Origin of the sequence: Kitasatospora sp. NPDC001603, assembly GCF_040298365.1 — a bacterium.
GTDB lineage: Bacteria > Actinomycetota > Actinomycetes > Streptomycetales > Streptomycetaceae > Kitasatospora.
Genome location: NZ_JBEPAA010000030.1, coordinates 75,941 through 100,486, shown reverse-complemented (window position 1 = coordinate 100,486; position 24,546 = coordinate 75,941). Strand labels below are relative to the sequence as shown.

Below are 24,546 nucleotides of genomic sequence, written 5' to 3'. Positions count from 1 at the left end.
CGCCCGGTTACATTCCGAACCCGGAAGCTAAGCCTCACAGCGCCGATGGTACTGCAGGGGGGACCCTGTGGGAGAGTAGGACGCCGCCGAACAATTCTTCTAGAGAAGCCCCCGCCGGGGAACCGGACGGGGGCTTCTCTGTTGTAGGGTCAGCATGCAGAAGTCGTCACACGGTACAGGAGGCCCCCGGGTGGAGGTCCAGGAGACGCGGGTCCAGACCGATCGCGTCCTCACCATCCCCAACCTGCTGAGCATGGGCCGGCTGGTCGGTGTTCCGCTCTTCCTCTGGTTGATCCTCTGGCCGGTGTTCGGCGGGCCGAACAACGACGGCTGGGCGCTGCTGATCCTGATGCTGAGCGGCATCAGTGACTACCTCGACGGAAAGCTCGCCCGCAGGTGGGGGCAGATCAGCCGGGTCGGCCAGCTGCTCGATCCGCTGGCGGACCGGCTCTACGTCCTCTCCACCCTGCTGGGTCTGACCTGGCGTGAGATCCTGCCGTGGTGGCTCACGGCGATCCTGATCGCGCGTGAGCTCTTTATCGCGAGTCTCCTTCCGATTCTGAACCGGCACGGCTACGGCCCGTTGCAGGTGAGTTTCCTGGGCAAGGCCGCGACATTCAATCTGATGTACGCGTTCCCGCTTCTGTTGCTCGGCACCGGCGACACCTGGATCGCGCGGCCGGCCGAGGCCGTCAGCTGGGCCTTCATCTGGTGGGGGACCACGCTGTACTGGTGGGCCGGCATTCTCTACGCCGTCCAGGCGCGACAGATCATCCGGGCGGGCTCCGCCTCCTCCGCGTCCGCAGTCTGAGACGTGATCTGAGAGAAGTCCCACGCCACCACGGTGCGTCGGACGAAATCTTCCGGGTAGACACCCTCTGGAACGGTTTGATGGACCTGCAGGGTCCACCACCGCGAAGGAGGACGCACCCGTAATGAAAGCCGTTGTAATGGCAGGGGGCGAAGGCACCCGACTCCGCCCGATGACCTCCAGCATGCCCAAGCCGCTGCTACCGGTCGCCAACAGGCCGATCATGGAGCACGTGCTTCGACTGCTGAAGCGGCATGGCCTCTCCGACACCGTCGTGACCGTACAGTTCCTCGCCTCACTGGTGAAGAACTACTTCGGTGACGGCGAAGAGTTGGGTATGCATCTCACGTATGCGAACGAGGAGACGCCACTCGGCACTGCGGGGAGTGTCAAGAACGCCGAGGACGCCCTGAAGGACGATTCCTTTCTGGTGATCTCCGGTGACGCACTGACCGACTTCAATCTCACCGAATTGATCGAGTACCACCGGAGCAAGGACGCTCTGGTCACCGTCTGTCTCACCCGGGTACCGAACCCTCTGGAGTTCGGCATCACGATCACCGATGACGAGGGCCGGGTCGAGCGCTTCCTGGAGAAGCCGACCTGGGGGCAGGTCTTCTCGGACACGGTCAACACCGGTATCTACGTCATGGAGCCCGAGGTCTTCGACTACGTGGCGGCGGGTGAGTCCGTCGACTGGTCGAGCGACGTGTTCCCGCAGTTGCTGAAGGAGGGCAAGCGGGTCTACGGGTACGTGGCCGAGGGCTACTGGGAGGACGTCGGCACCCACGAGAGCTATGGCAAGGCCCAGGCGGACGTCCTGGAGGGCAAGGTCGACGTCGAGCTCGACGGGTTCGAGATCTCGCCGGGCGTCTGGGTGGCGGAAGGGGCCGAGGTCGACCCCGAGGCGGTGCTCCGCGGTCCGCTCTACATCGGGGACTACGCCAAGGTCGAGGCCGGCGTGGAGATCCGCGAGCACACCGTGCTCGGCAGCAACGTCGTCGTCAAGCGCGGCGCGTTCCTGCACAAGGCGGTGATCCACGACAACGTCTACGTCGGGCCGCAGAGCAACCTGCGGGGCTGCGTGGTCGGCAAGAACACCGATGTGATGCGGGCCGCGCGGATCGAGGACGGGGCGGTGATCGGCGACGAGTGCCTGGTCGGCGAGGAGTCGATCATCGGCGCCAATGTCCGGGTCTACCCGTTCAAGACCATCGAGGCCGGCGCCGTCGTCAACACCTCGGTGATCTGGGAGTCCCGCGGTCAGGAGCACCTCTTCGGGCTCCGCGGCGTGTCGGGCATCCTCAACGTCGAGATCACACCGGAGCTGGCCGTCCGGCTGGCCGGTGCGTACGCGACGACCCTGAAGAAGGGGGCGACCGTCACCATCGCGCGTGACCACTCGCGTGGTGCGCGTGCCCTCAAGCGGGCGATGATCTCGGGGCTGCAGACCAGCGCGATCGACGTCCGCGACCTGGAGAACGTGCCGATGCCGGTGGCCCGGCAGCACACGGCCCGCGGGAGTGCCGGCGGGATCTTCCTGCGGACCACGCCCGGGGTGCCGGACTCGCTGGACATCCTGTTCTTCGACGAGCGCGGAGCCGACCTCTCCCAGGCCGGGCAGCGCAAGCTCGACCGGGTCTACGCCCGCCAGGAGTACCGGCGCGCGTTCCCGGGCGAGATCGGCGACCTGACCTTCCCGTCCAGTGTCTTCGACTCCTACGCCGGCAATCTGCTGCGGGCGGTGGACACCACCGGCGTCCGCGAGGCGGGGCTGAAGGTGGTGGTGGACACGGCGCACGGCAGCGCCGGGCTCGTGCTGCCGAGCATCCTGGGCCGGCTCGGCGTGGAGGCGCTCACCGTCTCCAGCGGGCTGGACGAGGCACGGCCGACCGAGGACGCCGAGGAACGGCGGGCGGGGCTGGCCAGGCTCGGCGAGCTGGTGGCCTCCTCGCGGGCGGCGTTCGGCGTCCGGTTCGACCCGGTCGGCGAGCGGGTGGCCTTCGTGGACGAGCTGGGCCGGGTGATCGACGACGACCGGGCGCTCCTGGTGCTGCTCGACCTGGTCGCGGCCGAGCGCCGGAGCGGGCAGGTGGCGCTGCCCGTGACGACCACCAGGATCGCCGAGCAGGTCGCCGCCTACCACGGCACACAGGTGGTGTGGACCACGACCACGCCGGACGACCTGGCCAAGGCGGCCTCGGCCGAGGGCACGGTCTTCGGTGGCGACGGGCGCGGCGGTTTCGTCGTTCCCGAGTTCAGCGGTGTGCTGGACGGCGCGGCCGCGTTCGTCCGCCTGGTCGGGCTGGTGGCCCGTACCCAGCTCACGCTCAGCCAGATCGACGCGCGGATCCCGCAGGCGCACATCCGCCGACGGGATATCGCGACGCCGTGGGCGGCCAAGGGCATGGTCATGCGTTCGGTGGTGGAGGCGGCCGGCAACCGGCAGCTCGACACCACGGACGGTGTCCGGGTGGTCGAGGCGGACGGCCGCTGGACGCTCGTGCTGCCCGATCCCGCCGAGGCGGTCACCCACCTCTGGGCGGAGGGTCCGGACGACGAGGCGACCGAGGCGCTGCTGGACGAGTGGGCGACGGTGGTCGACGGCGCCGGGCGCTGACGACCGGGCCGCCATGACGCGGCCGGGCAGCGGGGGTGCGGCGAGTGCCGCGCCCCCGCTGCCCGGTTTGTCATGCTTGGTGACGATCCGTCGCTTCTGGTGACTTCGCAGGTCAGGGGGTGTGCACGGACCCCTCCGCGGACATGGGACGATGGTCCGCATGCCAGCGACGCCGACGCCGAGTGCCAGTGACGGACGGTACAACCGTCCGGACGCCTCGATGTCCCTGCTGACCGGCGTGATGGACCACAGCCTGGACGAGGGTTACGCCGAGGCGGCCGCGGCGCGGGGCGGTGACCGCGACAGCCGGATACCCGGTACGGCCCGCGGCCTGCTCACCCTGGGTCTGGGGCTGGCCCTGGTCGGGGCGGTGGTGACGGTGGGCGCCGTGAACGCGCACAAGGCCGAGCCGACGCTCGCCAAGGAGCGCGATGCGCTGATCCACCGGATCAACGACAGCAACGGCTCGGCGGAGCGGCTCCAGCAGCAGGTCCAGGAGCTGCGGCGGAAGGTCGACACCACCCAGCAGCAGGCACTGTCGCCGGGGGACAGCGACCCGGCCGCGCTGGCCGGTGCGGTGGGTCTGGCCGAGGTGACCGGGCCGGGCGTCAAGCTGGTCCTGGAGGACGCCTCCGGCACCGGCGCCGGAGGGAACGTCGACCCGCGCGCGGGCCAGGGCTTCTCGAACAGCGGACGGCTGCGCGACCGCGATCTGCAACTGGTGGTGAACGGGCTCTGGGAGTCCGGCGCCGAGGCCGTGTCGATCAACGGGCAGCGGCTCACCGCGCTCTCCGCGATCCGCGCCGCCGGTGAGGCCGTCCTGGTCGACAACCGGCCGCTGGTGCCGCCCTACAGCGTCCAGGCGTTGGGGGACGGGTCGAAGCTGGTCGCCACCTTCGAGAGCAACATGGCGGGTCAGTACCTGCGGCTGCTGCAGGAGAAGTACGGCATCAAGTCGACGATCTCCGCCCAGAAGAAGCTCACGCTGCCCGCCGCCGTGGGCATCACGCTGCGGACCGCCCAGCCGGCCACGCCGGAGCCGTCGCCGTCGGCGAGCCCCTCCGCCTCCGCTGCTGCCTCCCCGAGCCCCACGGCCTCCGACACGGAGTCGCAGAGCCCGTCCGCGGGGCCCTCACGGCCGGCCTCTCCGAGCAGCTCGCCCCTGGGGAAGCGCTCGCCGAGCGGCTCCGCCAAGACCACGACAGCCCACTCGCCCATCGCGCCCACGACCGGGGCGCCCCCCGCAGGGACAGGAGCAGCCAGACCGTGATTGCCGTACTGGGTCTTGTGATCGGGGTGGTCGTCGGGCTCTTCGTCCAACCCGAGGTGCCCGATGCCGTCGTGCCGTACCTGCCCATCGCGGTGGTGGCGGCGCTGGATGCGGTGTTCGGCGGCGTCCGGGCGATGCTGGACGGCATCTTCAACGACAAGGTGTTCATCGTGTCGTTCCTGTCCAACGTGGTGGTGGCGGCTCTGATCGTCTTCCTCGGGGACCAGCTCGGTGTCGGCTCCCAGCTGTCCACCGGTGTGGTCGTCGTCCTCGGCATCCGCATCTTCTCCAACGCCGCTGCGATCAGGCGCCATGTCTTCCGCGCCTGAGCCCGGCCGGGAGCCGGCGGACGAGAAGCGGACCGAGAAGACAACCGAGAAGACGACCGAGAAGGCTGTCGACAAGGTGGTCGAGAAGGCGGACGCGCGGGCGGGCGACGGCGCGCGCGAGGGCGGGAACGGGGAGCGGGGGGCGGCTCCGGCGGCTGAGAACGCGCCGCCCGAGCCCGCCGAACAGGTGAAGCCTGCGCCCGAGGTGGGGCCGGGGACCCCGGCCCAGGGCGGCGAGGACGCCGTCGAACCGGCGCCCCGGGCGGCGGATGCGCGGCGGCCGGTGGCAGCCGCGCCCGAAGCCGGCACGGCGGCGGACGCCGCGGCCGAGGAGCCGGCGCAGGCCCACGAGGCGGCGGCGCCTGAGCCCGTCAGCGCCCCGCTGCCCGAGCCGGAGCCGGTCCTGGAGCCCGAGCCCGCTCCCGAGGCGGCGACCGAGCCCGGGAAGGCCCCCGACGAGCGCAACGCGGGCCGGCGGCGGATGAAGGCGGCGCTCTGGCCCCCGCGGCTCTCCCGCGGGCAGCTGGTGGTCGCGGTGCTGCTGTTCTCGCTCGGCCTCGCCCTGGCGATCCAGGTCCGCTCCACCAACGACCACCACAGCCAGCTGCGCGGTGCCCGCCAGGAGGACCTCGTCCGGATCCTCGACGAACTGGACGGCCGCCAGCAGCGTCTCCAGCAGGAGAAGGCGGAGTTGGAGCAGTCCCTGGCCACGTTGGAGAACAGCTCCAACCAGGCCAAGGAGGCCCAGGAGCAGACCAGGAAGAAGGTGACGGAGCTCGGCGTGCTCGCCGGGACCGTCAAAGCCACTGGTCCGGGCATCGTACTGACAGTCGATGATCCCCAAGGGCAGGTGAAGGCGGATATGCTGCTGGACACCCTGCAGGAACTCCGAGCGGCGGGGGCGGAGGCGATTCAGATCAACGATGTGCGCGTGGTGGTCAACACCTACTTCACGGACGTGTCCGGCGGCGGTGTGCAGATCGACGGGAAGAAGGTCTCGCAGCCCTACCGGTTCACCGTGGTGGGGAACCCGCAGGACCTCACACCCGCACTGAACATTCCGGGAGGTGTGGTCCGTACTCTTGAGAGTCATCAGGCCCGCGCGACCATCTCCCCGCAGCAGAAGGTGCTCGTCGACGCCCTCCTCGACCTGAAGACGCCGCAGTACGCCAAGCCGGCTCCGAAGTGACGAGGTACCTGCCGAACGGTCCGTCATCTGCCGGTACCCCCCGGTGCGGGGTACCGCCGTCAGGTGGGCGAGACTGGTCCGCACCAGCACAAGCCGGAACATCACACGTCGGAGTACCACTCCAGCAGGCCCGATCCGCGACCGGGCCCGCAGCCTGTCCGAGGTTCTCACCCTGCCCCGCGGGCGGGTCTGTCACACGCAAGGGGATTCGCCCGTGAGTTTCTTCTCGAAGTTGTTCGGTCGTAACAAGGGCCGTGACGCGGCTGCCGTGGAGGCACCCACCGCGCGTCACCGCCGGGCCGACGAAGAGCCCGCCGTGCCGGGCATGCGTCCCGCTCCCGAGGGCGGCCAGTACGCCGAGCGTCCGATGTTCCGGGACGGCGGCGACGCGCAGTACGCGGGCAATCAGGCGGGCTACGGCGCGTCGGTTGACCCCTCCGGCGCCCCGCGCATAGGTTTCCCGTCAGGACCCTCAACCTCTGGTGGAGGGTTTGCCCCGGACCCGTACGCCGGGCACAACCCGTCGGGTGTGCCGCGCCAGGAGGCTGTGAACATGGCTGGCCCCACTCCGTGCCCCAGGTGCGGCAACCAGAACCCGGCCGCGGCCCGCTTCTGTTCCAACTGCGGTACGGCGCTGCGCGGGGGCGCGCTGCCCGAGGGGCCGGCGGAGACCACGTCGACCATCTCGATCTCCGGCCTGGAGTCCTACGACCCCAACACCACCACCGGCACCGGTACGCCGGCCCTGTCGGCGGAGGTGCTGTCGGCGATCGACGCGCTGCCGCCGGGCTCGGCGCTGCTGATCGTCCAGCGCGGTCCGAACTCGGGCAGCCGGTTCCTGCTGGACTCGGACAAGACCACGGCCGGGCGTCACCCGCAGGGCGACATCTTCCTGGACGACGTGACCGTCTCGCGCAAGCACGTGGAGTTCCGCCGGACGCCGGGAGGCGGCTTCACCGTCGCCGACGTCGGCAGCCTGAACGGGACGTACGTCAACCGTGAGCGGATCGACGAGGTGCCGCTGAACAACGGCGACGAGGTGCAGATCGGGAAGTACCGGCTGGTGTTCTTCGCCAGTCACCACCGGGGGTACTGAAACCAACGTCGGCAGGAGCCCGAGTGAGCGCGAACCCTCCTTCATCTCTCGGGGCGGCCAACCCCGCGTCGTCCGGTCCGCTGCCGGACCAGGGCGCGCGGGGGGCGGTCGCGGCCCCCAGGCAGCCGGTCCGTCCGGACCGGCCCGCCGGGGGCGGCCGACGGCGCGGCGGCGACGAGCTGCTGAGCATCGGCGCGGTGCTGACCTTCCTGCGGGACGACTTCCCCGAGGTCACCATCTCGAAGATCAGGTTCCTGGAGGCCGAGGGCCTGGTCGAGCCCCAGCGCACGCCGTCGGGGTACCGCAAGTTCAGCCCGGCCGACGTCGAGCGGCTGGCCTACGTGCTGCGGATGCAGCGTGACCACTACCTGCCGCTGCGGGTGATCCGCGAACACCTGGACGCGATCGAGCGCGGCGAGGCCCCACCGGCGTTGCCCGCCGCGGAGGCCCGCCCCGGGCCGATGGAGGAGGCGGACCGCGAGCTGGTGGCGGCCGCCGAGGCCGCGGTCGGGGTCCGGCTGGGCCGGGCCGAGCTGCTGGCCGCCGCCGAGGCCGGTGAGGGCGAGCTGGTGGAGTGGGAGTCCTACGGGCTGGTCGCGGCCGGATCGGACGGCGGCTACGACGGCGAGGCGCTGCAGGTGGCCCGGCTGGTCGCGGAACTGGGCCGGTACGGGCTGGAGCCGCGCCACCTGCGGGCCATGAAGGCCGCCGCCGACCGCGAGATCGCCCTGGTGGAGCAGGTGGTGGCGCCCCTGCGCCGGCACCGCAACCCGCAGACCCGGGCGCACGCCGAGGCCACGGCGCGGGAGCTGGCGACCCTCTCCGTCCGGCTTCACGCCGCCATGGTGCAGGCCGGTCTGCGGGCCCGCTCGTGACGCGCCGACCCCGCTGACCAGCGCTGTCGGCTCTGCGCTTTCATATCCGGGGCGAGGGCCATAGGGTTGCGTGTGTGAATGAGCTCGACGTCGTGGGTGTCCGGGTGGAGATGCCTTCCAACCAGCCGATCGTGCTGCTTCGGGAGGTCGGGGGCGATCGGTACCTGCCGATCTGGATCGGTCCCGGCGAGGCGACCGCGATCGCCTTCGCCCAGCAGGGCATGACGCCGGTGCGTCCGCTGACGCACGACCTCTTCAAGGACGTCCTGGAGGCGCTCGGCCAGCAGCTCACCGAGGTGCGGATCACCGACCTGCGCGAGGGCGTGTTCTACGCCGAGCTGGTCTTCACGGGCGGGGTCGAGGTCAGTGCCCGGCCGTCCGACGCGATAGCCCTCGCCCTGCGGACCGGTACGCCGATCTACGGGAGCGAGGAGGTGCTCGCCGAGGCGGGCATCGCGATCCCGGACGAGCAGGAGGACGAGGTCGAGAAGTTCCGCGAGTTCCTCGACCAGGTCTCTCCGGAGGACTTCGGCGGCGGCACGCCGCAGTAGTCCGCAGTAGTCCGCCGTGGTACGGACCCGGCGCGGAGCGTCGGTGGGGCAGGCCGTGGCCGTCCTGCCGAATTCGTTCGTCCGTTTTGCCAAATAGCGTCCACCTACCCACACTAGGGGCACGAAAAACCACTCTCCTGAGTGACGCTGTTTGTCCTGTCCGGCGTGGCGATCGTTGACGGGTCATAGGGGACTGCCTACCGTCAGGAGTGGCTGCCCGGGTGCCTGTCGCCCGCAGTCTGGGTTGCCCGCAGGACGAGTGGACGGAGGTAGGCATGACCGGCACCGGCGATGAAGCGGCCGTGGGAGGCCTGTGCACCGTGCACATGCCGCGCGCCGCCCGCAGCGTGGCTGAACTGCCCCGGACGGACCTGCCCCGGGTGGGCCGGTTCCCGGCCGTCCAGCCGGGCCAGCCGGCCATCGAGCGGCTCGCGCCCGCCTCCGAGCGGCCGGCCCCCACCTCCGAGCTGATCGGCTACCGCGGCCCGACGGCCTGTGCGGCGGCCGGGATCACCTACCGCCAGCTGGACTACTGGGCCAGGACGGGGCTGCTGGAACCCAGCGTCCGCTCGGTCTACCCGGCGAGCAGCCAGCGGCTCTACAGCTTCCGCGACATCCTGCTGCTGAAGATCGTCAAGCGGCTGCTGGACGCGGGTGTGTCCCTGCAGAACATCCGGGTGGCGGTCGCCCATCTGCAGTCCGCCGAGGCCGGCGACCTGACCGGGCTGACACTGATGAGTGACGGCGCGACCGTGTACGAATGCACCACACCGCAGCAGGTGGTCGATCTGCTGAAGGGTGGTCAGGGGGTCTTCGGCATCGCCGTCGGCGCCGTCTGGCAGGAGCTGGAGCTGGCCCTCGGCCGCCTGCACGCGGAGCGGACCGACACCGGCGAGACCGTGGTCGGCCACGACCCGGGGGACGAGCTGGCGCAGCGGCGCAACCGGGCGGTCTGAGCCGCCGGAGCAGGGGGCCGCGTAGTCACGGCGCCGCAGAATCACGAGGCCGTGGGCCCGGACGGGGAACCGTCCGGGCCCACGGCCTCGTCGTGCCCGGTGGATCATCGACCGAGGGAGGGCACGTGCGGTTCGGCTCCGGCATACCCGGCCTGCTGCGGCGACGGGCGCGGCGGCTCGGCGTCCGGCTGCGGCAGCGGCGCACCCAGCGCAGGACCTTCCAACTCGTCACCGTGCTCTGCTCGCTGGCCCTGGCACCGAGCGCCTGGCTGTGGGCCTCGGCGGGTGACCGGGTCGGCACCGTGCGGAGCGCGCCGAACGCGCCGGTGGCGGTGGTGTTCGGCGCCGGGCTCTTCGAGGGCAGGCCGTCGCCGTACCTGGCGCACCGGCTGGACGCGGCGGTCGACCTGTACCGGGAGCGGAAGGTCCAGGCGATCCTGGTCACCGGTGACAACGGGCGGGCCGGTTACGACGAGACGGACGCGATGCGGCAGTACCTGATCGAGCACGGGGTGCCGCAGGTGCGGGTGGTGGGCGACTACGCGGGCTTCGACACCTGGGACTCCTGCACCCGGGCGCACCGGGTGTTCGGGGTGGACCGGGCGGTCCTGGTCAGCCAGGACTTCCACGTTCGGCGGGCGCTGGCGCTCTGCGAGGCGGCGGGCATCGACGCGTACGCGGTCGGGGTGCCGGAGCTGCACGACGCCACCTGGCTGTACGGCGGGCTGCGGGAGATCCCGGGGGCCGGCAAGGCGCTGCTGAACGCCTGGCTGCGGCCGGACCCCTTCTTCCTCGGGCCCCGGGAGGAGGGCATCCCGAAGGCGCTGGCCGACGCGGGGACCGCGCGGGGCTGAGGCGGCGGCGGGGTTGGGCCGCGCTGTCGGACCCGTGCGGCATGATCGGCGGGTGCGGTCACTGCCGAGCATCATCCACCTCGACATGGACGCCTTCTTCGCGGCGGTGGAGCAGGCGGCCAAGCCGAGCCTGCGCGGGAAACCGGTGATCGTCGGCGGCCTGGGCGGCCGGGGGGTCGTCTCCACGGCCTCGTACGAGGCGCGGAAGTTCGGGGTGCACTCGGCGATGCCGATGGCGCAGGCGCGCCGGCTCTGCCCGAACGCGGCCTTCCTGTCCGGGCGGTTCGAGGCCTACCGGGCGGTGAGCGAGCTGGTCATGGGTCTGCTGCGGGAGCTGTCGCCCCTGGTGCAGCCGCTCAGCCTGGACGAGGCCTTCGTCGACCTGGAGGCGGGCCCGTACGGCCCGGCGCTGCTGGCGGCGGACCACGGGACGGGGGAGCACCTGGTGACGGCCCTCGCGGAGGACCTCCGGGCGGACATCCACCGGCGCACCGGGCTGACCGCCTCGGTCGGGGCGGCCGGGTCCAAGCTGATGGCCAAGATCGCTTCGGAGCAGGCCAAGCCGGACGGCCTGGTGCTGGTCGAGCCGGGCCAGGAGCGGGTGGTGCTGGGCCCGATGCCGGTGCGGGCGCTGCCGGGCGTCGGCCCGGCCACCGAGCAGGTCCTGCGCCGGGCGGGGCTGAACACGGTGGCCGATCTCGCCGAGGCGGGGGAGTCCGAGCTGGTGCAGCTGCTGGGCAGGGCGCACGGCGCCGGTGTCCACCAGATGTCGCTGGGGCTGGACGACCGGCCGGTGGTGGCCGACCAGGACGCCAAGTCGGTGTCGGTGGAGGACACCTTCGAGGTGGACCTCGCCGACCGGGACCGGGTGCTGCGCGAGGTCGACGTCCTGGCCGCGCGGTGCGTGCGGCGGCTGCGCGCCGCCGGACGGTCGGGGCGCACGGTGGTGCTGAAGGTGCGGCGGTTCGACTTCTCCACATTGACCCGCTCGGAGACCCTGCGCGGTCCGACGGACGACGAGACGGTGATCGTCGAGACGGCCCGCCGGCTGGCCTCCCAGGTGGACATCACCGGCGGCGTCCGGCTGCTCGGGGTCGGGGTCTCGCAGCTGGCGGACTACACCCAGGAGGACCTCTTCGCGCAGGCCGTCCGGGAGGAGGCGGGGGAGCCGGGGGCGGTCGAGGCCGACGCCCAGGAGGACGAGGCCCCGGAGCCCGCGGTGGTCGTGGCGCGGCACTGGATGCCGGGCCAGGACGTGCGGCACGCCGAACTCGGCCCGGGGTGGGTGCAGGGCAGCGGGGTCGGCCGGGTGACGGTGCGGTTCGAGACGCCGTGGAGCGGACCGGGCCGGGTGCGGACCTTCGCGGTGGAGGACCCGGCGTTGGAGCCGGCCCGTCCGCTGCCGCTGCGCGGCGACGAGGACGGGCCGTCGGCCGGGGCGGGCGGCGGTGAACCGGCGGTGGGCTGACCACCCTGGAACGCACGGAGCGGCCCCACCCGGCAGGGGGGCCGGGTGGAGCCGCGCGCACGGCCGGCCCTCGGGCGGTCGCGATGCCCTCGTCGACCGTTCGGGGACCGGTCCCCCGCGCCCTGTCCCTGGGCGCGGGGGGTGGACGCCTCGTCAGGCGTCGGTCTTGGCCAGCTCGGGGCTGGGGCTGAGGTCCGCCGCACCCTTGCCACCGGCGACGGTGACGGAGGGCTTGACGCTGCGGATCAGGAAGGGGACGGCGCCGGCGATGGCGCAGACCGCGGCGGCGACCCAGAACGCGTGCTTGTAGGCGTCCAGGGTGGGGAGCGAGACCGGGATCGGCAGCTTCATGGTGTCGCCGGTGAGGATCGCGGCCATCACGGCGGTGCCGATCGCGCCACCGACGGTGCGCAGCACGGCGTTCATGCCGTTGGCGATGCCGCTCTGCTCGACCGGGACGGCGCCGTTGATGTAGGCCGGCATCGCCGAGAAGGCGAGGCCGATGCCGAGACCGAAGATCGCCGAGGCGGTGTAGATGTCGGCCTCGTGGCTGTGACGGACGGCCAGGTAGGCCATCGCGACGGCGCCGAGGACGCCACCGAGGACCAGCGGCAGGCGCGGGCCGCGACGGGCGATCAGCAGGGCGCCGACCGGGGCGGCGACCATCGAGCCGAGCGCGGACGGCAGCAGCATGACACCGGCGTGCAGCACGGTCGCGGTGAACCCGTAGTGGGTGAGCTTCTCCGGGGTCTGGGCGAAGTTGCTGATCACCATGAACGAGCCGTACATGCCGAAGCCGATCAGCAGGCCGGCCAGGTTGGTGAAGGCGACGGCCGGGCGGGACATCATCTTCATGTCGACCAGCGGGTGCTTGACCTTGACCTCGATGACGCCCCAGATCAGGGCGATCACGGCGGCGACGGCGAACAGGCCGAGCGTCTTGGTGGAGGTCCAGCCCCAGGTGTTGCCCTGGCTGACCGCGACCAGCAGGGCGGAGAGCCAGCCGGCCAGGGTGATCGCGCCGAGCGGGTCGGCGCCGCCCTCCTTGTCGGTCACCGGGTCGCTGGGCACCCGGAAGGCGACCAGGACGACCGCGAGCAGGCCGAAGAACAGGCCCATCCAGAAGATCGACTTGTAGCTCCAGTGCTCCAGCAGCAGGCCGGTGGCGACCAGGCCGAGGCCGCTGCCGACGCCCATCGAGGCACTGATGGCGGCGACGCCACCGGTGACCTTCTGCTTCGGCAGCTCGTCGCGGACGATGCTGATGGCCAGCGGCAGCACGCCACCGCCGGCGCCCTGGAGGACGCGGGCGACGACCAGCCAGGTGAAGGAGTGGGTGCTGACGGCGAGCGCCGAGCCCGCGACGAGACCGGCCAGCGAGATCAGCAGCATCGGCTTGCGACCGCGCAGGTCGCCGAAGCGGCCCAGCAGGGGCGTCAGCACGGCGGCCGAGAGCAGGTTGGCCGTCATCAGCCAGGTGATGCTGGAGCCCGAGACGTCGAGCTCCTTGGCCAGCGAGGGCAGGATCGGAACGACCGCGGTCTGCACCACGCTGAACGACAGCATCGCCAGGATGAGGGCCGGCAGGACCCGGGCGCTGCTCTGCTTCTCGGCCGCGGTGGTGGGCTGTGGTGCCTCACTCACGGTTGCTTCCTCCCGTACATAGTGAATGAACTGAAGCAACCATGCCGGGAGATACTTCAGTGTGTCAAATATCGATCGGTGAAGCTTTGGCAAAGTCGAAGGACCCCGGACCGTGGAGGTCCGGGGTCCCTGGGTCGGACCGTCAGGCGAGCGGCCTCAGCGGGGCCGGCCGGGACGGCTCGCCGGCGCCCAAGTGCCCGCCGGCGCCCGCGTGTTCGCCGCCGCCCGGGCGCCCGGCGGCGCCGTCGGGAGTGGCGGACGGGGTGTGGTTGGACGAGGGGCCCGAAGTCGGGGCGGCCGCGGTGTTGTCGTGGACCTCGACGTGCTCGCGCCGCAGCTCGTCCCGGATCACCTCCTCGTCGGTGTAGCGCTCGACGACCAGGCGGACCCGCTCGATCGGCGCCAGGTACTTGCGGACCACCGGCCGCTCCTCGCGCAGCGTGACCTCCTCCACCGCCTCGGCGATGTCCTTGTCGCTCAACGAGGCCCGCTCCGCCTCGCCGACCGGCGTCCGCTCCACCCGGACCCGCTCGCGGACCACCGGCACCCGGCGCTCCACCGCCTCGCTGGTCACGTACTTGCGCAGCTTCGCGGTGCCCACGACATGCCACTCGGTGGTGATGTCCAGCCGTTCCTCACGGCAGGTGATCTCCACCGGAGCGTTCGGCGCCGACGAGGCCGTGCCCGCGCGGTCGGGCGCCGGGGTGCCGGAGGTGGCGGCCCGGGGGGCCGCCACCTCGGCGCCGTCGGGGCCGCCCGTGACGAGCGGGGCCGCCGGCGGGCGCTGCTCCGGTGCGACGGGCGCCGACGGGGTGGCGGGCGCGGTGGTGTCGAGGGTCCGCACGTTGGGCTCCGTAGCAGGTTCGGACGGCTTGCCGAGGTCGGCGGCCGGGGGGACGGTGAGGGGCGGGGCCATGCTGTCGGCCGAGTGGAAGGCGAGCGGCTTCGCCGGGGCCGCCGAGGCCGACTGGTCGGCGGGCTTCGCCGCGGCGACGCCCGCCACCGCGGCGGTGCCCGCCGCTGCCGCCGGGGCGGCGGCCGGCACGCTGCCGAAGTCGAGGTCGGCCGGCTCGGAGCCGGAGCCGTCACCGGCCGACGGCCGGCCGTCCACCTGCGTGTCCAGCCCGTAGTAGCGGTAGAGCTGGAGCTCCTGGGCGGGTGACAGGTGCTGGCCCACGCCGAAGTCCGGTGACTCCTTCACCAGGGACTTGTCGTAGGGCACCCGCAGTTCGTCGCCGGAGAACTCGCTCGTGGTCAAGGGGACGAAGGCGTCCCGGCCGAAGATGCCGGTCCGGACGGCCGCCCATTCGGGCTGCCCGGTGGCGTCGTCCAGGTACACCTCGTCGACCGTGCCGATCTTGTCTCCGTTGCGGTCGACCGCCTTGTGGCCGATGAGGTCCCGGGGGTCGATATCGGTCTGCACTCTTTCCTCCAGTGCGTCGCGCCTGCGGAACGCCCGCAGGCCGGCGGCCGGCCCGCCCGTCCCATCCGCCACTTCATACCAAAAGCCATGAACCGGACCGGCGCGACCGGGGTGCGGCCGGACGGGCCCGGTGCTGCGCCGTCCGGGTCACGGACCGGCTGTTCACCTGCCAGGACGCACCCGTGATCGAGGCGCCTGCCGCTGGTACCCTGGGCGCGACCGCCGAGCCCGCTCGGGAGAGTCCCCGAGAGCGGAAGTCGCTGGTCGGGGCGCCGAAGGAGCAACTCCTCCCCGGAATCTCTCAGGCATCCGTACCGTGTGGGATAGGTCACTCTGGAAAGCAGGGCAGGACTGCCGGCGAGGGAGCCGGCGGCACCACCCTCACCGACGGTGCAAGCCGGCGGGGCGCCACAGCGCCTCGCGCGGGTGAAGCTCTCAGGTCCCGATGACAGAGGGGGAGGCCTGTCGGGTCCGTCCGCCCCAGGCCTGTCCGCTGTCGTCCGCAGCGGCGGTGCCGCCCGGCGTGCGTACCCCCGCCGGTCCGTGACCAGGAGGCCTCGACCACCATGAACGCCCAGCCGAACGCGGGACGCACCACCACCCCCGTGACCCTCACCGAGCTCGAGCAGGCCAGCCCCTTCGAGAACCGCCACATCGGCCCCGACGTCGCCGCGCAGGAGAAGATGCTGGCCCAGGTGGGCTACGGCTCGCTGGACGAGCTCGCCGCCACCGCCGTGCCCGAGGCGATCCGCTCCATCACCGGGCTGGACCTGCCCGCCGGCCGCAGCGAGGCGCAGGTCCTCGCCGAGCTGCGCGAGCTGGCCGGTCGCAACACCGTCCTCCAGCCGATGATCGGCCTGGGCTACTACGGCACCTTCACCCCGCCGGTGATCCTGCGCAACGTCCTGGAGAACCCGGCCTGGTACACCGCGTACACGCCGTACCAGCCGGAGATCTCGCAGGGCCGCCTGGAGGCGCTGCTCAACTTCCAGACCGTGGTCTCCGACCTCACCGGTCTGCCCACCTCCGGCTCCTCGCTGCTGGACGAGGGCACCGCGGCCGCCGAGGCGATGTCCCTGGCCCGCCGTGTCACCAAGGTCAAGGGCGGCGTCTTCCTGGTCGACGTCGAGACCCTGCCGCAGACCGTCGCGGTGATCCGGACCCGCGCCGAGCCGACCGGCGTCGAGGTCGTCGTCGCCGACCTCTCCGCCGGCATCCCGGCCGAGATCGCCGAGCGCGGCGTCTTCGGCGTGCTGCTCCAGTACCCCGGCGCGACCGGTGTGGTCCGCGACCTCGCCCCGGTGATCGAGCAGGCCCACGGCCTCGGTGCGATCGTCGCGGTCGCCGCCGACCTGCTGGCGCTGACCCTGCTGAAGTCCCCGGGCTCGCTCGGCGCCGACATCGCCTGCGGCACCTCGCAGCGCTTCGGCGTGCCGATGGGCTTCGGCGGCCCGCACGCCGGCTACCTCTCGGTGCGCGCCGAGTACGCCCGCTCGCTGCCCGGCCGCCTGGTCGGCGTCTCCGTCGACGCCGACGGCAACCGCGCCTACCGGCTGGCCCTGCAGACCCGCGAGCAGCACATCCGCCGCGAGAAGGCGACCAGCAACATCTGCACCGCCCAGGTGCTGCTGGCCGTGATGGCCTCGATGTACGCCGTCTACCACGGCCCGGACGGCCTGGCCGACATCGCCCGCCGTACCCACCGCTACGCCGCCGCCCTCGCCGAGGGCCTGCGGGCCGGCGGCGTCGAGCTGCTGCACGGCGAGTTCTTCGACACCGTCACCGCGGTCGTCCCCGGCCGCGCCGCCGCGATCGCCGAGGCCGCCCGCGCCCACGGCATCAACGTGTACCAGGACGGCGAGGACCGGATCTCGGTCTCCACCGACGAGACCACCACCCGCGAGCACCTGGCGGGCGTCTGGGCCGCGTTCGGCGTCGAGGGCGTCGAGACCCCGGAGAGCGCCGAGGCGCTGCCGGCCGCGCTGCTGCGCGAGGACGAGTACCTGACCCACCCCGTCTTCCACAGCCACCGGTCGGAGACCGCCATGCTGCGCTACCTGCGCCGCCTGTCGGACCGCGACTACGCGCTGGACCGCGGCATGATCCCGCTGGGCTCCTGCACCATGAAGCTCAACGCGACCACCGAGATGGAGCCGGTGACCTGGCCGGAGTTCGGCCAGCTGCACCCGTTCGCGCCGATCGACCAGGCCCAGGGCTACCTCACCCTGATCCGCCAGCTGGAGCAGCAGCTGGTCGAGGTCACCGGTTACGACGCCGTCTCGATCCAGCCGAACGCCGGCTCGCAGGGCGAGCTGGCCGGTCTGCTGGCCGTCCGCGCCTACCACCACGCCAACGGTGACGTGCAGCGCGACGTCTGCCTGATCCCGTCCTCCGCGCACGGCACCAACGCGGCCTCCGCCGTGATGGCCGGTATGCGCGTGGTCGTGGTCAAGACCCTGGTCGACGGCGACGTGGACGTCGAGGACCTCCGGGCGAAGATCGAGCAGCACCGCGACAACCTCGCGGTGCTGATGGTCACCTACCCGTCCACCCACGGCGTGTACGAGACCCAGATCACCGACATCTGCGCCCTGGTGCACGAGGCCGGCGGCCAGGTCTACGTGGACGGCGCCAACCTGAACGCCCTGGTCGGCCTCGCCAAGCCGGGCAAGTTCGGCGCGGACGTCTCGCACCTGAACCTGCACAAGACCTTCTGCATCCCGCACGGCGGCGGCGGCCCGGGCGTCGGCCCGGTGGCGGTGCGCGCGCACCTGGCGCCGTACCTGCCGAACCACCCGCTGCAGTCCGAGGCGGGCCCGGCCACCGGCGTCGGCCCGATCTCGGCCGCCCCGTGGGGCTCGGCGGCCATCCTGCCGATCTCCTGGGCGTACGTCCGGCTGATGGGCGGGGAGGGCCTCAAGCGGGCCACCCAGGTGGCGGTGCTGAACGCCAACTACATCGCCAAGCGCCTGGCCCCGCACTTCCCGGTGCTCTACACCGGTCCCGGCGGCCTGGTCGCGCACGAGTGCATCATCGACCTGCGCCCGCTCACCAAGGAGACCGGCGTGACGGTGGACGACATCGCCAAGCGCCTGATCGACTACGGGTTCCACGCGCCGACGATGTCCTTCCCGGTGGCCGGCACCCTGATGATCGAGCCGACCGAGTCCGAGGACCTGCACGAGATCGACCGCTTCTGCGACGCGATGATCGAGATCCGGGCCGAGATCGACAAGGTCGGCTCGGGCGCGTGGCCGGCCGAGGACAACCCGCTGCGCAACGCCCCGCACACCGCGGGCGCGCTGGCCGGTGACTGGGCGCACGGCTACTCGCGCCAGGAGGCCGTCTTCCCGGCGGGCGTGAACCCGGCGGACAAGTACTGGCCGCCGGTCAGCCGGATCGACGGCGCGTACGGCGACCGCAACCTGGTCTGCTCCTGCCCGCCGCTGGACGAGTACGGCTCCTGAGCCGACTGACGCGGTACGGCAGGGCCCCGGCGGAGAAGACTCCGCCGGGGCCCTGCCCGTTGCCCTGCGTCGTCGGTGTCGCTCGGCGGCCGACCGCGCCGTCGGCCGGTCAGGCGGCGTGTGCGACGGGGCGGCGCGGGGCGATCACCCGGCCGTCGGGCAGCAGTTCGCCGGTGTCCTCGAAGACCAGGACGCCGTTGCAGAGCAGGCTCCAGCCCTGCTCCGGGTGGCAGGCCACCGGTACGGCCGCCTCGCGGTCCTCGGACTCCGCCGACGGGCACTCAGGACGGTGCTGGCACATACGCGTACCCTCGCTTCGCTTGGCGATCCTCCCCGTGGTGCGGCGCCGCCGGGTGACCGGCGGGAGCCGCCGCGGTAGTCGGATCCTGTCCGGCGCCGGGCCAGGTGTGGACCGGCGCTCAAGTGGGTAGGACAGGGGGTCCTTCCACGCTGGTTCCCAGTGTCGGCATCCCGGGGCGATCGCGCAGCAATTTCGTGACATGCGCCACAACTACCGGGCAGAGATCACCCGTTCAGGTGGCGGCAGACGTGAATGAGCGCCGGACGGGTCAAGGGGCGGCTGACTCGATTCGGCCATGCCCTATGACCCGTCCGGGTGGGTACGGGTGGCGCGGGGGTGACGCGGGAGCGTTCAGGAGGAGCCGAGCAGCAGTGGCCTGGCGAGCGGGGCGCGGGTGAGGACGGGCAGCAGGTCGGCCGCCGGGTAGGCGCGGTGCGCGGTGACGCCGAGCGGGGCCGGGGCCAGTGGGATCAGCTGGTCCGCGTCGGGGCCGGCGTCCGGGCTGTGCAGCCAGAGCGCGGTGGCGTACTGGCCCGGAAAGGTGAGCAGCCGGGGCTGCCGTCGGGTCCGCGAGGTCTGGGCGAGCTGCCAGGCCTGGCGCAGCGCCCGGACGGTGGAGTCCAGGTACGGCCCGGCGGTGAAGTGGGAGAAGACGTGTCCCTCGACGCCCTGGACCACCTCGGCCGCGGCCGCCACCTCGGCGCCGTCCTTGATCAGGAACCGCCAGCCCGTCCGCCGGGCGGCGGCGAGCTCGGGTCGGGGCCCGTCCAGGACGTGGACCGCGAGCGGATGCGCGGGCAGCAGCGGGCCGGTCGGATGACGCAGCGCGGCGGCGGCGGGCTGGCGCAGCGCGGTCTCCGAGTCGAGCGCGGCGAGGACCGCGCGCAGGGCGCTGGGCGGGGGCTGGGGGGTCTGCAGAGTCATGGCGGGGTCGCCTCTCCGTGCGAGATCGGCGTGCGAGTGCGGCATACCGGCATGGCGCGGTGTGTCGTCGGTGACGGAACCTGGCCGTGTCCGGTTGTGCATGATCGCGGTGCGGGCGCCGCCGCTGCCGTCGACGAGGGTGTTCGGATCGACAGCGGGCCGGCCTTGGGCGCAGTGCGAATTCTATCGAACAGGTGCACAGGGTGACCTGTTTATCACAGGCGGTGGCGCCGGGCAAGTCGACGGATGTGCTGAAAGACCATCAGTTCCCTTGCATTGCAAGCCGGTCGAAGCGATCGGGTATCGATCTTCGGGGTGGGCATGATGCTTGCACGGTCGGTCGGCCGGCCGCTCAGGAGGAGGGGACCATGGGCGAGAAGGTCGTGGCGACGCGCGCGGACCTGTCGGACCGGCAGCTGTACCGGCGCAAGCTCCAGTCCTGCCAGGACGCGCTGGAGCGGATGCTGCGAGAGGACCGCTTCGACCGGCCCCGCGCCGTGATGGGGCTGGAGATCGAGCTCAACCTGGCCGACGAGCAGGGCCTGCCGGTGATGCGCAACGCGCAGGTGCTCAGCTCGATCGGCTCCAGTGACTTCCAGACCGAGCTGGGCCAGTTCAACATCGAGGTCAACATCGCCCCGCACCGGCTCGCCGGCCACGTCTTCGAGGAGCTGCGCGAGGAGATCGACACCGGGCTGCGCTACGCCGACCGGCGGGCCGCCGAGGCCGGCGCGCGGATCGTGATGGTCGGCATCCTGCCGACCCTGGAGCACGATCACACCGGGCTGGACGCGATGTCCCACAACCAGCGGTACAGCCTGCTCAGCGACCAGATCCTGGCCGCCCGGGGGGAGGACATCACGCTGGACATCGAGGGCGTCGAGCACCTCCAGCTGGAGTCGATCACCATGGTCGCCGAGGCCGCCGCGACCTCGTTGCAACTGCACCTCCAGGTGACCCCCGAGCGGTTCTCCTCGGTCTGGAACGCGGCCCAGGCGATCTGCGGCCCGCAACTGGCGCTCGGCGCCAACTCGCCGTTCCTGTTCGGCCGGGAGCTGTGGCGGGAGACCAGGCCGGTGCTCTTCCAGCAGGCCTGCGACACCCGTTCGGCCGAACTCAAGGCGCAGGGCGTACGGCCGATCACCTGGTTCGGCGAGCGCTGGGTGGACTCGGCGTCCGACCTGTTCGAGGAGAACCTGCGGTACTTCCCGGCGCTGCTGCCGATCTGCGACGACGAGGACCCGGTGAAGGTGCTGGCCTCCGGCGGCGTGCCGCGGCTGGCCGAGATGCGGCTGCACAACGGCACCATCTACCGGTGGAACCGCCCGGTGTACGACGTCAGTGGCGGCGTGCCGCACCTGCGGGTGGAGAACCGCGCGCTGCCGGCCGGTCCGACCGTCGCCGACACGCTGGCCAACGCGGCCTTCTACTACGGGCTCGTCCGGGTGCTCGCGGAGCAGTCGCGGCCGATCTGGACCAGGCTGCCGTTCGAGCGGGCCGACGAGAACTTCCGGCAGGCCGCCCGGTACGGCGTCGACGCCGTGTTCCAGTGGCCGCGGCAGGGCCGGGCCGGGCGCGGCGGGGGCCTGGCCACCGTCCCCGCGGTCGACCTGGTGCTGAACGAGCTGCTGCCGATGGCCTACCAGGGGCTGGACGAGTGGGGCGTGGAGCCGGCCGACCGGGACCGCTACCTCGGCATCATCGAGCAGCGCTGCCTGCGCCGGGTCAACGGCGCCTCCTGGCAGAGCGCCACCTTCCACCGGCTGCGCGAGCAGTTCGGGATGGACCGCCCCGCCGCGCTCGCCGCGATGACCCGGCGCTACATCGAGTACATGCGGGTCGGCGAGCCCGTGCACACCTGGCCGGTGGGGTAGGGCCCGGCGGCCCCGTGGCGGGGGCACTCCGCGGCCCTGACGGGGAGTGCCCTGTGGAAGGATGACCGCTCCGGCGGTCGGCCGACGGCCGGAGCGACGCCGGACCGCTGGAGCACCCCGTGACCACCGCCCCGACCCAACCGGAGACCGCGCGGCCCACGCGCCGGCTGCTCGGCGTGGAACTGCTGATCGTCCTCGGCCTCTCCCTCGGGGCGAGCGGCGTCGGCGCGCTGATCAGCTTCACGGGCTCGCTGACCGAGACGCTCCAGCTCGGCCAGCAGGTCGCCACCCTGAACTCCTCACGGGCGCCCGGCCGCCCCTGGCTGGACCTCGCCTGGCAGGTCTACTACATCGCGCGCGGGCTGATGCCGGTGGTGCTGGTCGGCTACCTGCTGGTGCGCGAGGGCACCTCGCTGCGGGTGCTCGGGTTCGACCTCGGACAGAAGCTGCGCGACCTCGGCCGGGGCGCCGCCGTCGCGGCCGCGATCGGCGGCACCGGGCTGGTGCTCTACCTGGGCTCGCAGGCGGCCGGCTACAACCTGACGGTGGCGCCGTCCGGGCTGCCCGACGTCTGGTGGCGGATCCCGGTGCTGGTCGCCTCCGCCTGGCAGAACGCCATCCTGGAGGAGGTCGTCGTCCTCGGCTACCTGCTGCGCCGGCTCGGGCAACTGGGCTGGTCGTGGCCGGCCGCGCTGGTGGCCGGCTCGGTGCTGCGGGGTTCGTACCACCTGTACCAGGGGGTGGGCGGGCTGGTCGGGAACATGGTGATGGGCGCGGTGTTCTGCCTGCTGTACCGGCGCTGGGGGCGGGTGATGCCCCTGGTGGCGGCGCACGCGCTGATCGACACGGTGGCCTTCGTCGGGTACGCGCTGCTGGCCGGCCACGTCAGCTGGCTGCCCACCGGCTGACCGCCGGGCGGACGGCCAGGGGGCGCGGCGGGCGGGCCAGCAGCCGGTCCACGTGCCGGCGCTCCAGGCCCTGGCCCGGGTCGATGGGCAGCAGGAGGCGGTCACGGCGCCAGAGGGCGTTGCGGACCAGGCAGGGCGGGATGACGTCGTCCGTCCAGGCGAACGGCCGGCCGGCGGCGTACCGCAGCAGGGGGGCCCACTTGTGGGCGGAGAACAGCTCCATCAGCGGTACCCGCGGGTCGCCGGGCTGCGGGACGTAGCCGGCGAAGCGGACCACCGGCAGCCGGGGCAGCCCGATCGCCGGGGCGATGTGGGTGTTGGCCTCCTCCTCCCAGGTGGTGGCCCAGACCAGTTCGTAGGTGTCGGCCAGTTCACGCAGCCACTCGCCGTGCCGGGCGGAGAGCAGGACGCTGTAGCCGAGCAGGGTGTGCGCGTCGAACCCGGCCTCGGGTCTCGGGCAGACGGGGTTGAGCACCCCGTCGACATCCAGGAACAGCAGTGGCTTCGGCACCGGGCGCCCCCCAGGTCAAGACGTCTCTGTCATCCGGTCGGACGAGTGGCGTACGCCGGTGGTTGCCCGGCGGAGGGCGCGCGCGGGGGGCGCGGGGGCGCTCAGCCGACGGTGGCGGGCTCGACGGGCCGCGCGACGGAGGCCGGAGCGGCGCGCCGGGAGAGCCGGCGGACCTGCGGCTCCAGCAGGACGAGGGCGCTGAGCAGCAGGCAGAGCGCCGCACAGGCCCAGAGCGCGCCGGTCAGGCCCAGCCCGACCGCGGCCGGCCCGGCCAGCGCGGTGCCGACCGGGGCCAGCGAGAGCGAGCCCAGCTGGTCGTAGGCGGAGACCCGGGAGAACATCTCGGCGGGAATCTCCTGCTGCAGGGCGACCATCCAGTTGACGCCGAACACGGTGACCCCGGCGCCGGACAGGAACATCGCCGCGACGAGTACCGGCAGCGGCGCGGCCAGCGCGAGGGCCAGCGCCGGCAGGCCGAAGAGGAAGACGCCCCAGTTGCCGATCAGCAGGATCCGGCGGGGCTGCCAGCGGACCATCAGCAGGCCGGTCACCACCAGGCCGATCCCGTGCGCGGCGAGCGCCAGCCCCCAGTCGCCGGCGCCGCCCAGTCGTTGCTCGGCGACGATCGGCCCGTACACCGCGTCCACGGCGGTGATGCAGGCCATCAGCACGGCGAACTGGAGCACGATCACCCAGAGCCAGCGGCGGGAGGCGAACTCCTGCCAGCCCTCGCGCAGGTCGCGCAGCATGCCGCCGCCGGCCGCGGCGGGGGCGGCGGCCTCGGCCTCCAGGAAGAACCGCAGGGCGGCGGCGACCAGGAAGCAGCCGGCGTCCACCGCGAGCACCCAGCCGGGGCCGACGGCGGCGGTGAGGGCGCCGCCGAGCGCCATGCCGCCGATCTGCGCGGAGTTCAGCGCCAGCCGGAAGACCGAGAACGCCCGGCCGGCGTGCTCCGCGGCCACGCTCTGCATGATCATGCCCTCGGAGGCGGGGGCGTAGAAGGCGTGCCCGGCGCCGCCCGCCGCGGAGAGCAGCATCAGCTGCCAGAGCTGCGCCTGACCGGCCAGGACCAGCGCGGCCAGAACCGCCTGGGAGACGGCGCTGAACAGGTTGGCGGCGACCATGACGTGGTGGCGCGGCAGACGGTCGGCGAGGGCGCCGCCGATCATCAGCAGCAGGACGACCGGGACCAGCCGGGCGGCGGTGACGTAGCCGACCTCGGCGGTGGAGCCGCCGCTCGCCATCACCGCGAAGGCGGTGGCGATCGGGGCTCCGGCGTTGCCGAGGCCGCTGACCACGGTGGCGGCGGTCTGGATGCGGAAGTTGCGGCCGGCCCAGGGGAAGCGGCGTCGGTGCGGGGGTGGGGGTTGGCTCTGCACCTGGTGACTATGCCGGGGGACGTGACAGCTGTCCACCGGGTTTCGGGCCTCACGGCGGGGGCCGAGAGGTGGCGTGCGGGCCTCACGGCGGGCGGC

20 protein-coding genes, 1 rRNA gene and 1 riboswitch are annotated in these 24,546 nt (G+C 72.4%); of the genes, 15 read left to right on the top strand and 6 right to left on the bottom strand.

The genetic code is table 11. The features are described 5' to 3' along the window. The 12 genes from rrf to ABT263_RS20235 all read left to right on the top strand — a co-directional run. Positions 1–92, top strand: a 5S ribosomal RNA gene (rrf, locus tag ABT263_RS20290); the annotation flags it as partial. 98 nt (positions 93–190) lie between these two features. Then, positions 191–811 (top strand): cardiolipin synthase ClsA, encoded by a 621-nt coding sequence (clsA, locus tag ABT263_RS20285; protein ID WP_352291822.1) that lies wholly within the window; start codon positions 191–193, stop codon positions 809–811. A 124-nt stretch (positions 812–935) separates the two neighbouring features. Beyond that, positions 936–3,431 (top strand): sugar phosphate nucleotidyltransferase, encoded by a 2,496-nt coding sequence (locus tag ABT263_RS20280; protein WP_329490871.1) that lies wholly within the window; start codon positions 936–938, stop codon positions 3,429–3,431. A gap of 160 nt (positions 3,432–3,591) precedes the next feature. Further along, positions 3,592–4,701 (top strand): DUF881 domain-containing protein, encoded by a 1,110-nt coding sequence (locus ABT263_RS20275; protein ID WP_352291820.1) that lies wholly within the window; start codon positions 3,592–3,594, stop codon positions 4,699–4,701. Continuing rightward, complete coding sequence (locus ABT263_RS20270) at positions 4,698–5,030, top strand: small basic family protein (RefSeq protein WP_030062488.1); 333 nt, start codon at positions 4,698–4,700, stop codon at positions 5,028–5,030. Before ABT263_RS20275 ends, ABT263_RS20270 begins: the two co-directional genes overlap by 4 nt. Positions 5,031–5,412: 382 nt before the next feature. Continuing rightward, positions 5,413–6,219 carry a DUF881 domain-containing protein gene (locus ABT263_RS20265; protein ID WP_502885828.1) on the top strand — a complete coding sequence of 269 codons (807 nt, stop codon included), beginning with the start codon at positions 5,413–5,415 and terminating at the stop codon, positions 6,217–6,219. Between the two features lie 214 nt (positions 6,220–6,433). Next, on the top strand, positions 6,434–7,315 hold the full coding sequence (locus ABT263_RS20260; protein WP_380392504.1) for an FHA domain-containing protein: 882 nt from the start codon (positions 6,434–6,436) through the stop codon (positions 7,313–7,315). 179 nt (positions 7,316–7,494) lie between these two features. Further along, on the top strand, positions 7,495–8,190 hold the full coding sequence (gene ftsR, locus ABT263_RS20255; protein ID WP_329492361.1) for a transcriptional regulator FtsR: 696 nt from the start codon (positions 7,495–7,497) through the stop codon (positions 8,188–8,190). 74 nt (positions 8,191–8,264) lie between these two features. After that, entirely contained in the window at positions 8,265–8,741 is a 477-nt protein-coding gene (locus ABT263_RS20250) for a bifunctional nuclease family protein (protein ID WP_329490873.1), read from the top strand. 275 nt (positions 8,742–9,016) lie between these two features. Then, entirely contained in the window at positions 9,017–9,697 is a 681-nt protein-coding gene (locus tag ABT263_RS20245) for a MerR family transcriptional regulator (protein WP_329490874.1), read from the top strand. 125 nt (positions 9,698–9,822) lie between these two features. Then, on the top strand, positions 9,823–10,551 hold the full coding sequence (locus ABT263_RS20240; protein WP_352291818.1) for a SanA/YdcF family protein: 729 nt from the start codon (positions 9,823–9,825) through the stop codon (positions 10,549–10,551). A gap of 52 nt (positions 10,552–10,603) precedes the next feature. Further along, the gene (locus ABT263_RS20235) at positions 10,604–12,019 is read left to right on the top strand and encodes a DNA polymerase IV (RefSeq protein ID WP_352291816.1); all 1,416 of its coding nucleotides are present in this window, start codon (positions 10,604–10,606) and stop codon (positions 12,017–12,019) included. Positions 12,020–12,172: 153 nt separating this feature from the next. Here the strand turns inward: ABT263_RS20235 and ABT263_RS20230 are convergent, their stop codons facing one another. Beyond that, positions 12,173–13,663 carry an MFS transporter gene (locus ABT263_RS20230; protein WP_352291814.1) on the bottom strand — a complete coding sequence of 497 codons (1,491 nt, stop codon included), beginning with the start codon at positions 13,661–13,663 and terminating at the stop codon, positions 12,173–12,175. A 142-nt stretch (positions 13,664–13,805) separates the two neighbouring features. Beyond that, a complete protein-coding gene (locus ABT263_RS20225; protein WP_352291812.1) occupies positions 13,806–15,086 on the bottom strand; it encodes a PRC and DUF2382 domain-containing protein in 1,281 nt (426 codons plus the stop codon). A 223-nt stretch (positions 15,087–15,309) separates the two neighbouring features. Next, positions 15,310–15,413, top strand: a riboswitch (glycine riboswitch). A 239-nt stretch (positions 15,414–15,652) separates the two neighbouring features. On the opposite strand from ABT263_RS20225, the gene gcvP reads away from it, so the two are divergent. Then, complete coding sequence (gcvP, locus tag ABT263_RS20220; protein ID WP_329490879.1) at positions 15,653–18,553, top strand: aminomethyl-transferring glycine dehydrogenase; 2,901 nt, start codon at positions 15,653–15,655, stop codon at positions 18,551–18,553. A gap of 109 nt (positions 18,554–18,662) precedes the next feature. Here the strand turns inward: gcvP and ABT263_RS20215 are convergent, their stop codons facing one another. Beyond that, complete coding sequence (locus ABT263_RS20215; protein WP_329490880.1) at positions 18,663–18,854, bottom strand: DUF5999 family protein; 192 nt, start codon at positions 18,852–18,854, stop codon at positions 18,663–18,665. A gap of 351 nt (positions 18,855–19,205) precedes the next feature. After that, positions 19,206–19,778 carry a hypothetical protein gene (locus ABT263_RS20210; protein WP_352291810.1) on the bottom strand — a complete coding sequence of 191 codons (573 nt, stop codon included), beginning with the start codon at positions 19,776–19,778 and terminating at the stop codon, positions 19,206–19,208. Positions 19,779–20,146: 368 nt separating this feature from the next. On the opposite strand from ABT263_RS20210, the gene ABT263_RS20205 reads away from it, so the two are divergent. Both ABT263_RS20205 and ABT263_RS20200 read left to right on the top strand, forming a co-directional pair. Continuing rightward, the gene (locus tag ABT263_RS20205; RefSeq protein WP_352291808.1) at positions 20,147–21,652 is read left to right on the top strand and encodes a glutamate-cysteine ligase family protein; all 1,506 of its coding nucleotides are present in this window, start codon (positions 20,147–20,149) and stop codon (positions 21,650–21,652) included. Positions 21,653–21,771: 119 nt separating this feature from the next. Further along, on the top strand, positions 21,772–22,560 hold the full coding sequence (locus ABT263_RS20200; RefSeq protein WP_352291806.1) for a CPBP family intramembrane glutamic endopeptidase: 789 nt from the start codon (positions 21,772–21,774) through the stop codon (positions 22,558–22,560). On the opposite strand, the gene ABT263_RS20195 is transcribed toward ABT263_RS20200, so the two are convergent. Together ABT263_RS20195 and ABT263_RS20190 are read right to left on the bottom strand one after the other, a co-directional pair. Then, positions 22,538–23,071: an HAD domain-containing protein gene (locus tag ABT263_RS20195; RefSeq protein ID WP_352291804.1), complete on the bottom strand. Its 534-nt coding sequence runs from the start codon at positions 23,069–23,071 to the stop codon at positions 22,538–22,540. The two genes, ABT263_RS20200 and ABT263_RS20195, sit on opposite strands and share 23 nt — an antisense overlap. 101 nt (positions 23,072–23,172) lie before the next feature. Then, a complete protein-coding gene (locus ABT263_RS20190) occupies positions 23,173–24,450 on the bottom strand; it encodes an MFS transporter (RefSeq protein WP_352291802.1) in 1,278 nt (425 codons plus the stop codon). Positions 24,451–24,546: the final 96 nt, after the last annotated feature.

Coding starts and splice junctions, on each gene's coding strand:
- ABT263_RS20280 (WP_329490871.1), top strand. CDS start 936: ATGAAAGCCGTTGTAATGGCAGGGGGCGAAGGCACCCGACTCCGCCCG.
- ABT263_RS20275 (WP_352291820.1), top strand. CDS start 3,592: ATGCCAGCGACGCCGACGCCGAGTGCCAGTGACGGACGGTACAACCGT.
- ABT263_RS20245 (WP_329490874.1), top strand. CDS start 9,017: ATGACCGGCACCGGCGATGAAGCGGCCGTGGGAGGCCTGTGCACCGTG.
- gcvP (WP_329490879.1), top strand. CDS start 15,653: ATGAACGCCCAGCCGAACGCGGGACGCACCACCACCCCCGTGACCCTC.
- ABT263_RS20215 (WP_329490880.1), bottom strand. CDS start 18,854: ATGTGCCAGCACCGTCCTGAGTGCCCGTCGGCGGAGTCCGAGGACCGC.
- ABT263_RS20210 (WP_352291810.1), bottom strand. CDS start 19,778: ATGACTCTGCAGACCCCCCAGCCCCCGCCCAGCGCCCTGCGCGCGGTC.
- ABT263_RS20205 (WP_352291808.1), top strand. CDS start 20,147: ATGGGCGAGAAGGTCGTGGCGACGCGCGCGGACCTGTCGGACCGGCAG.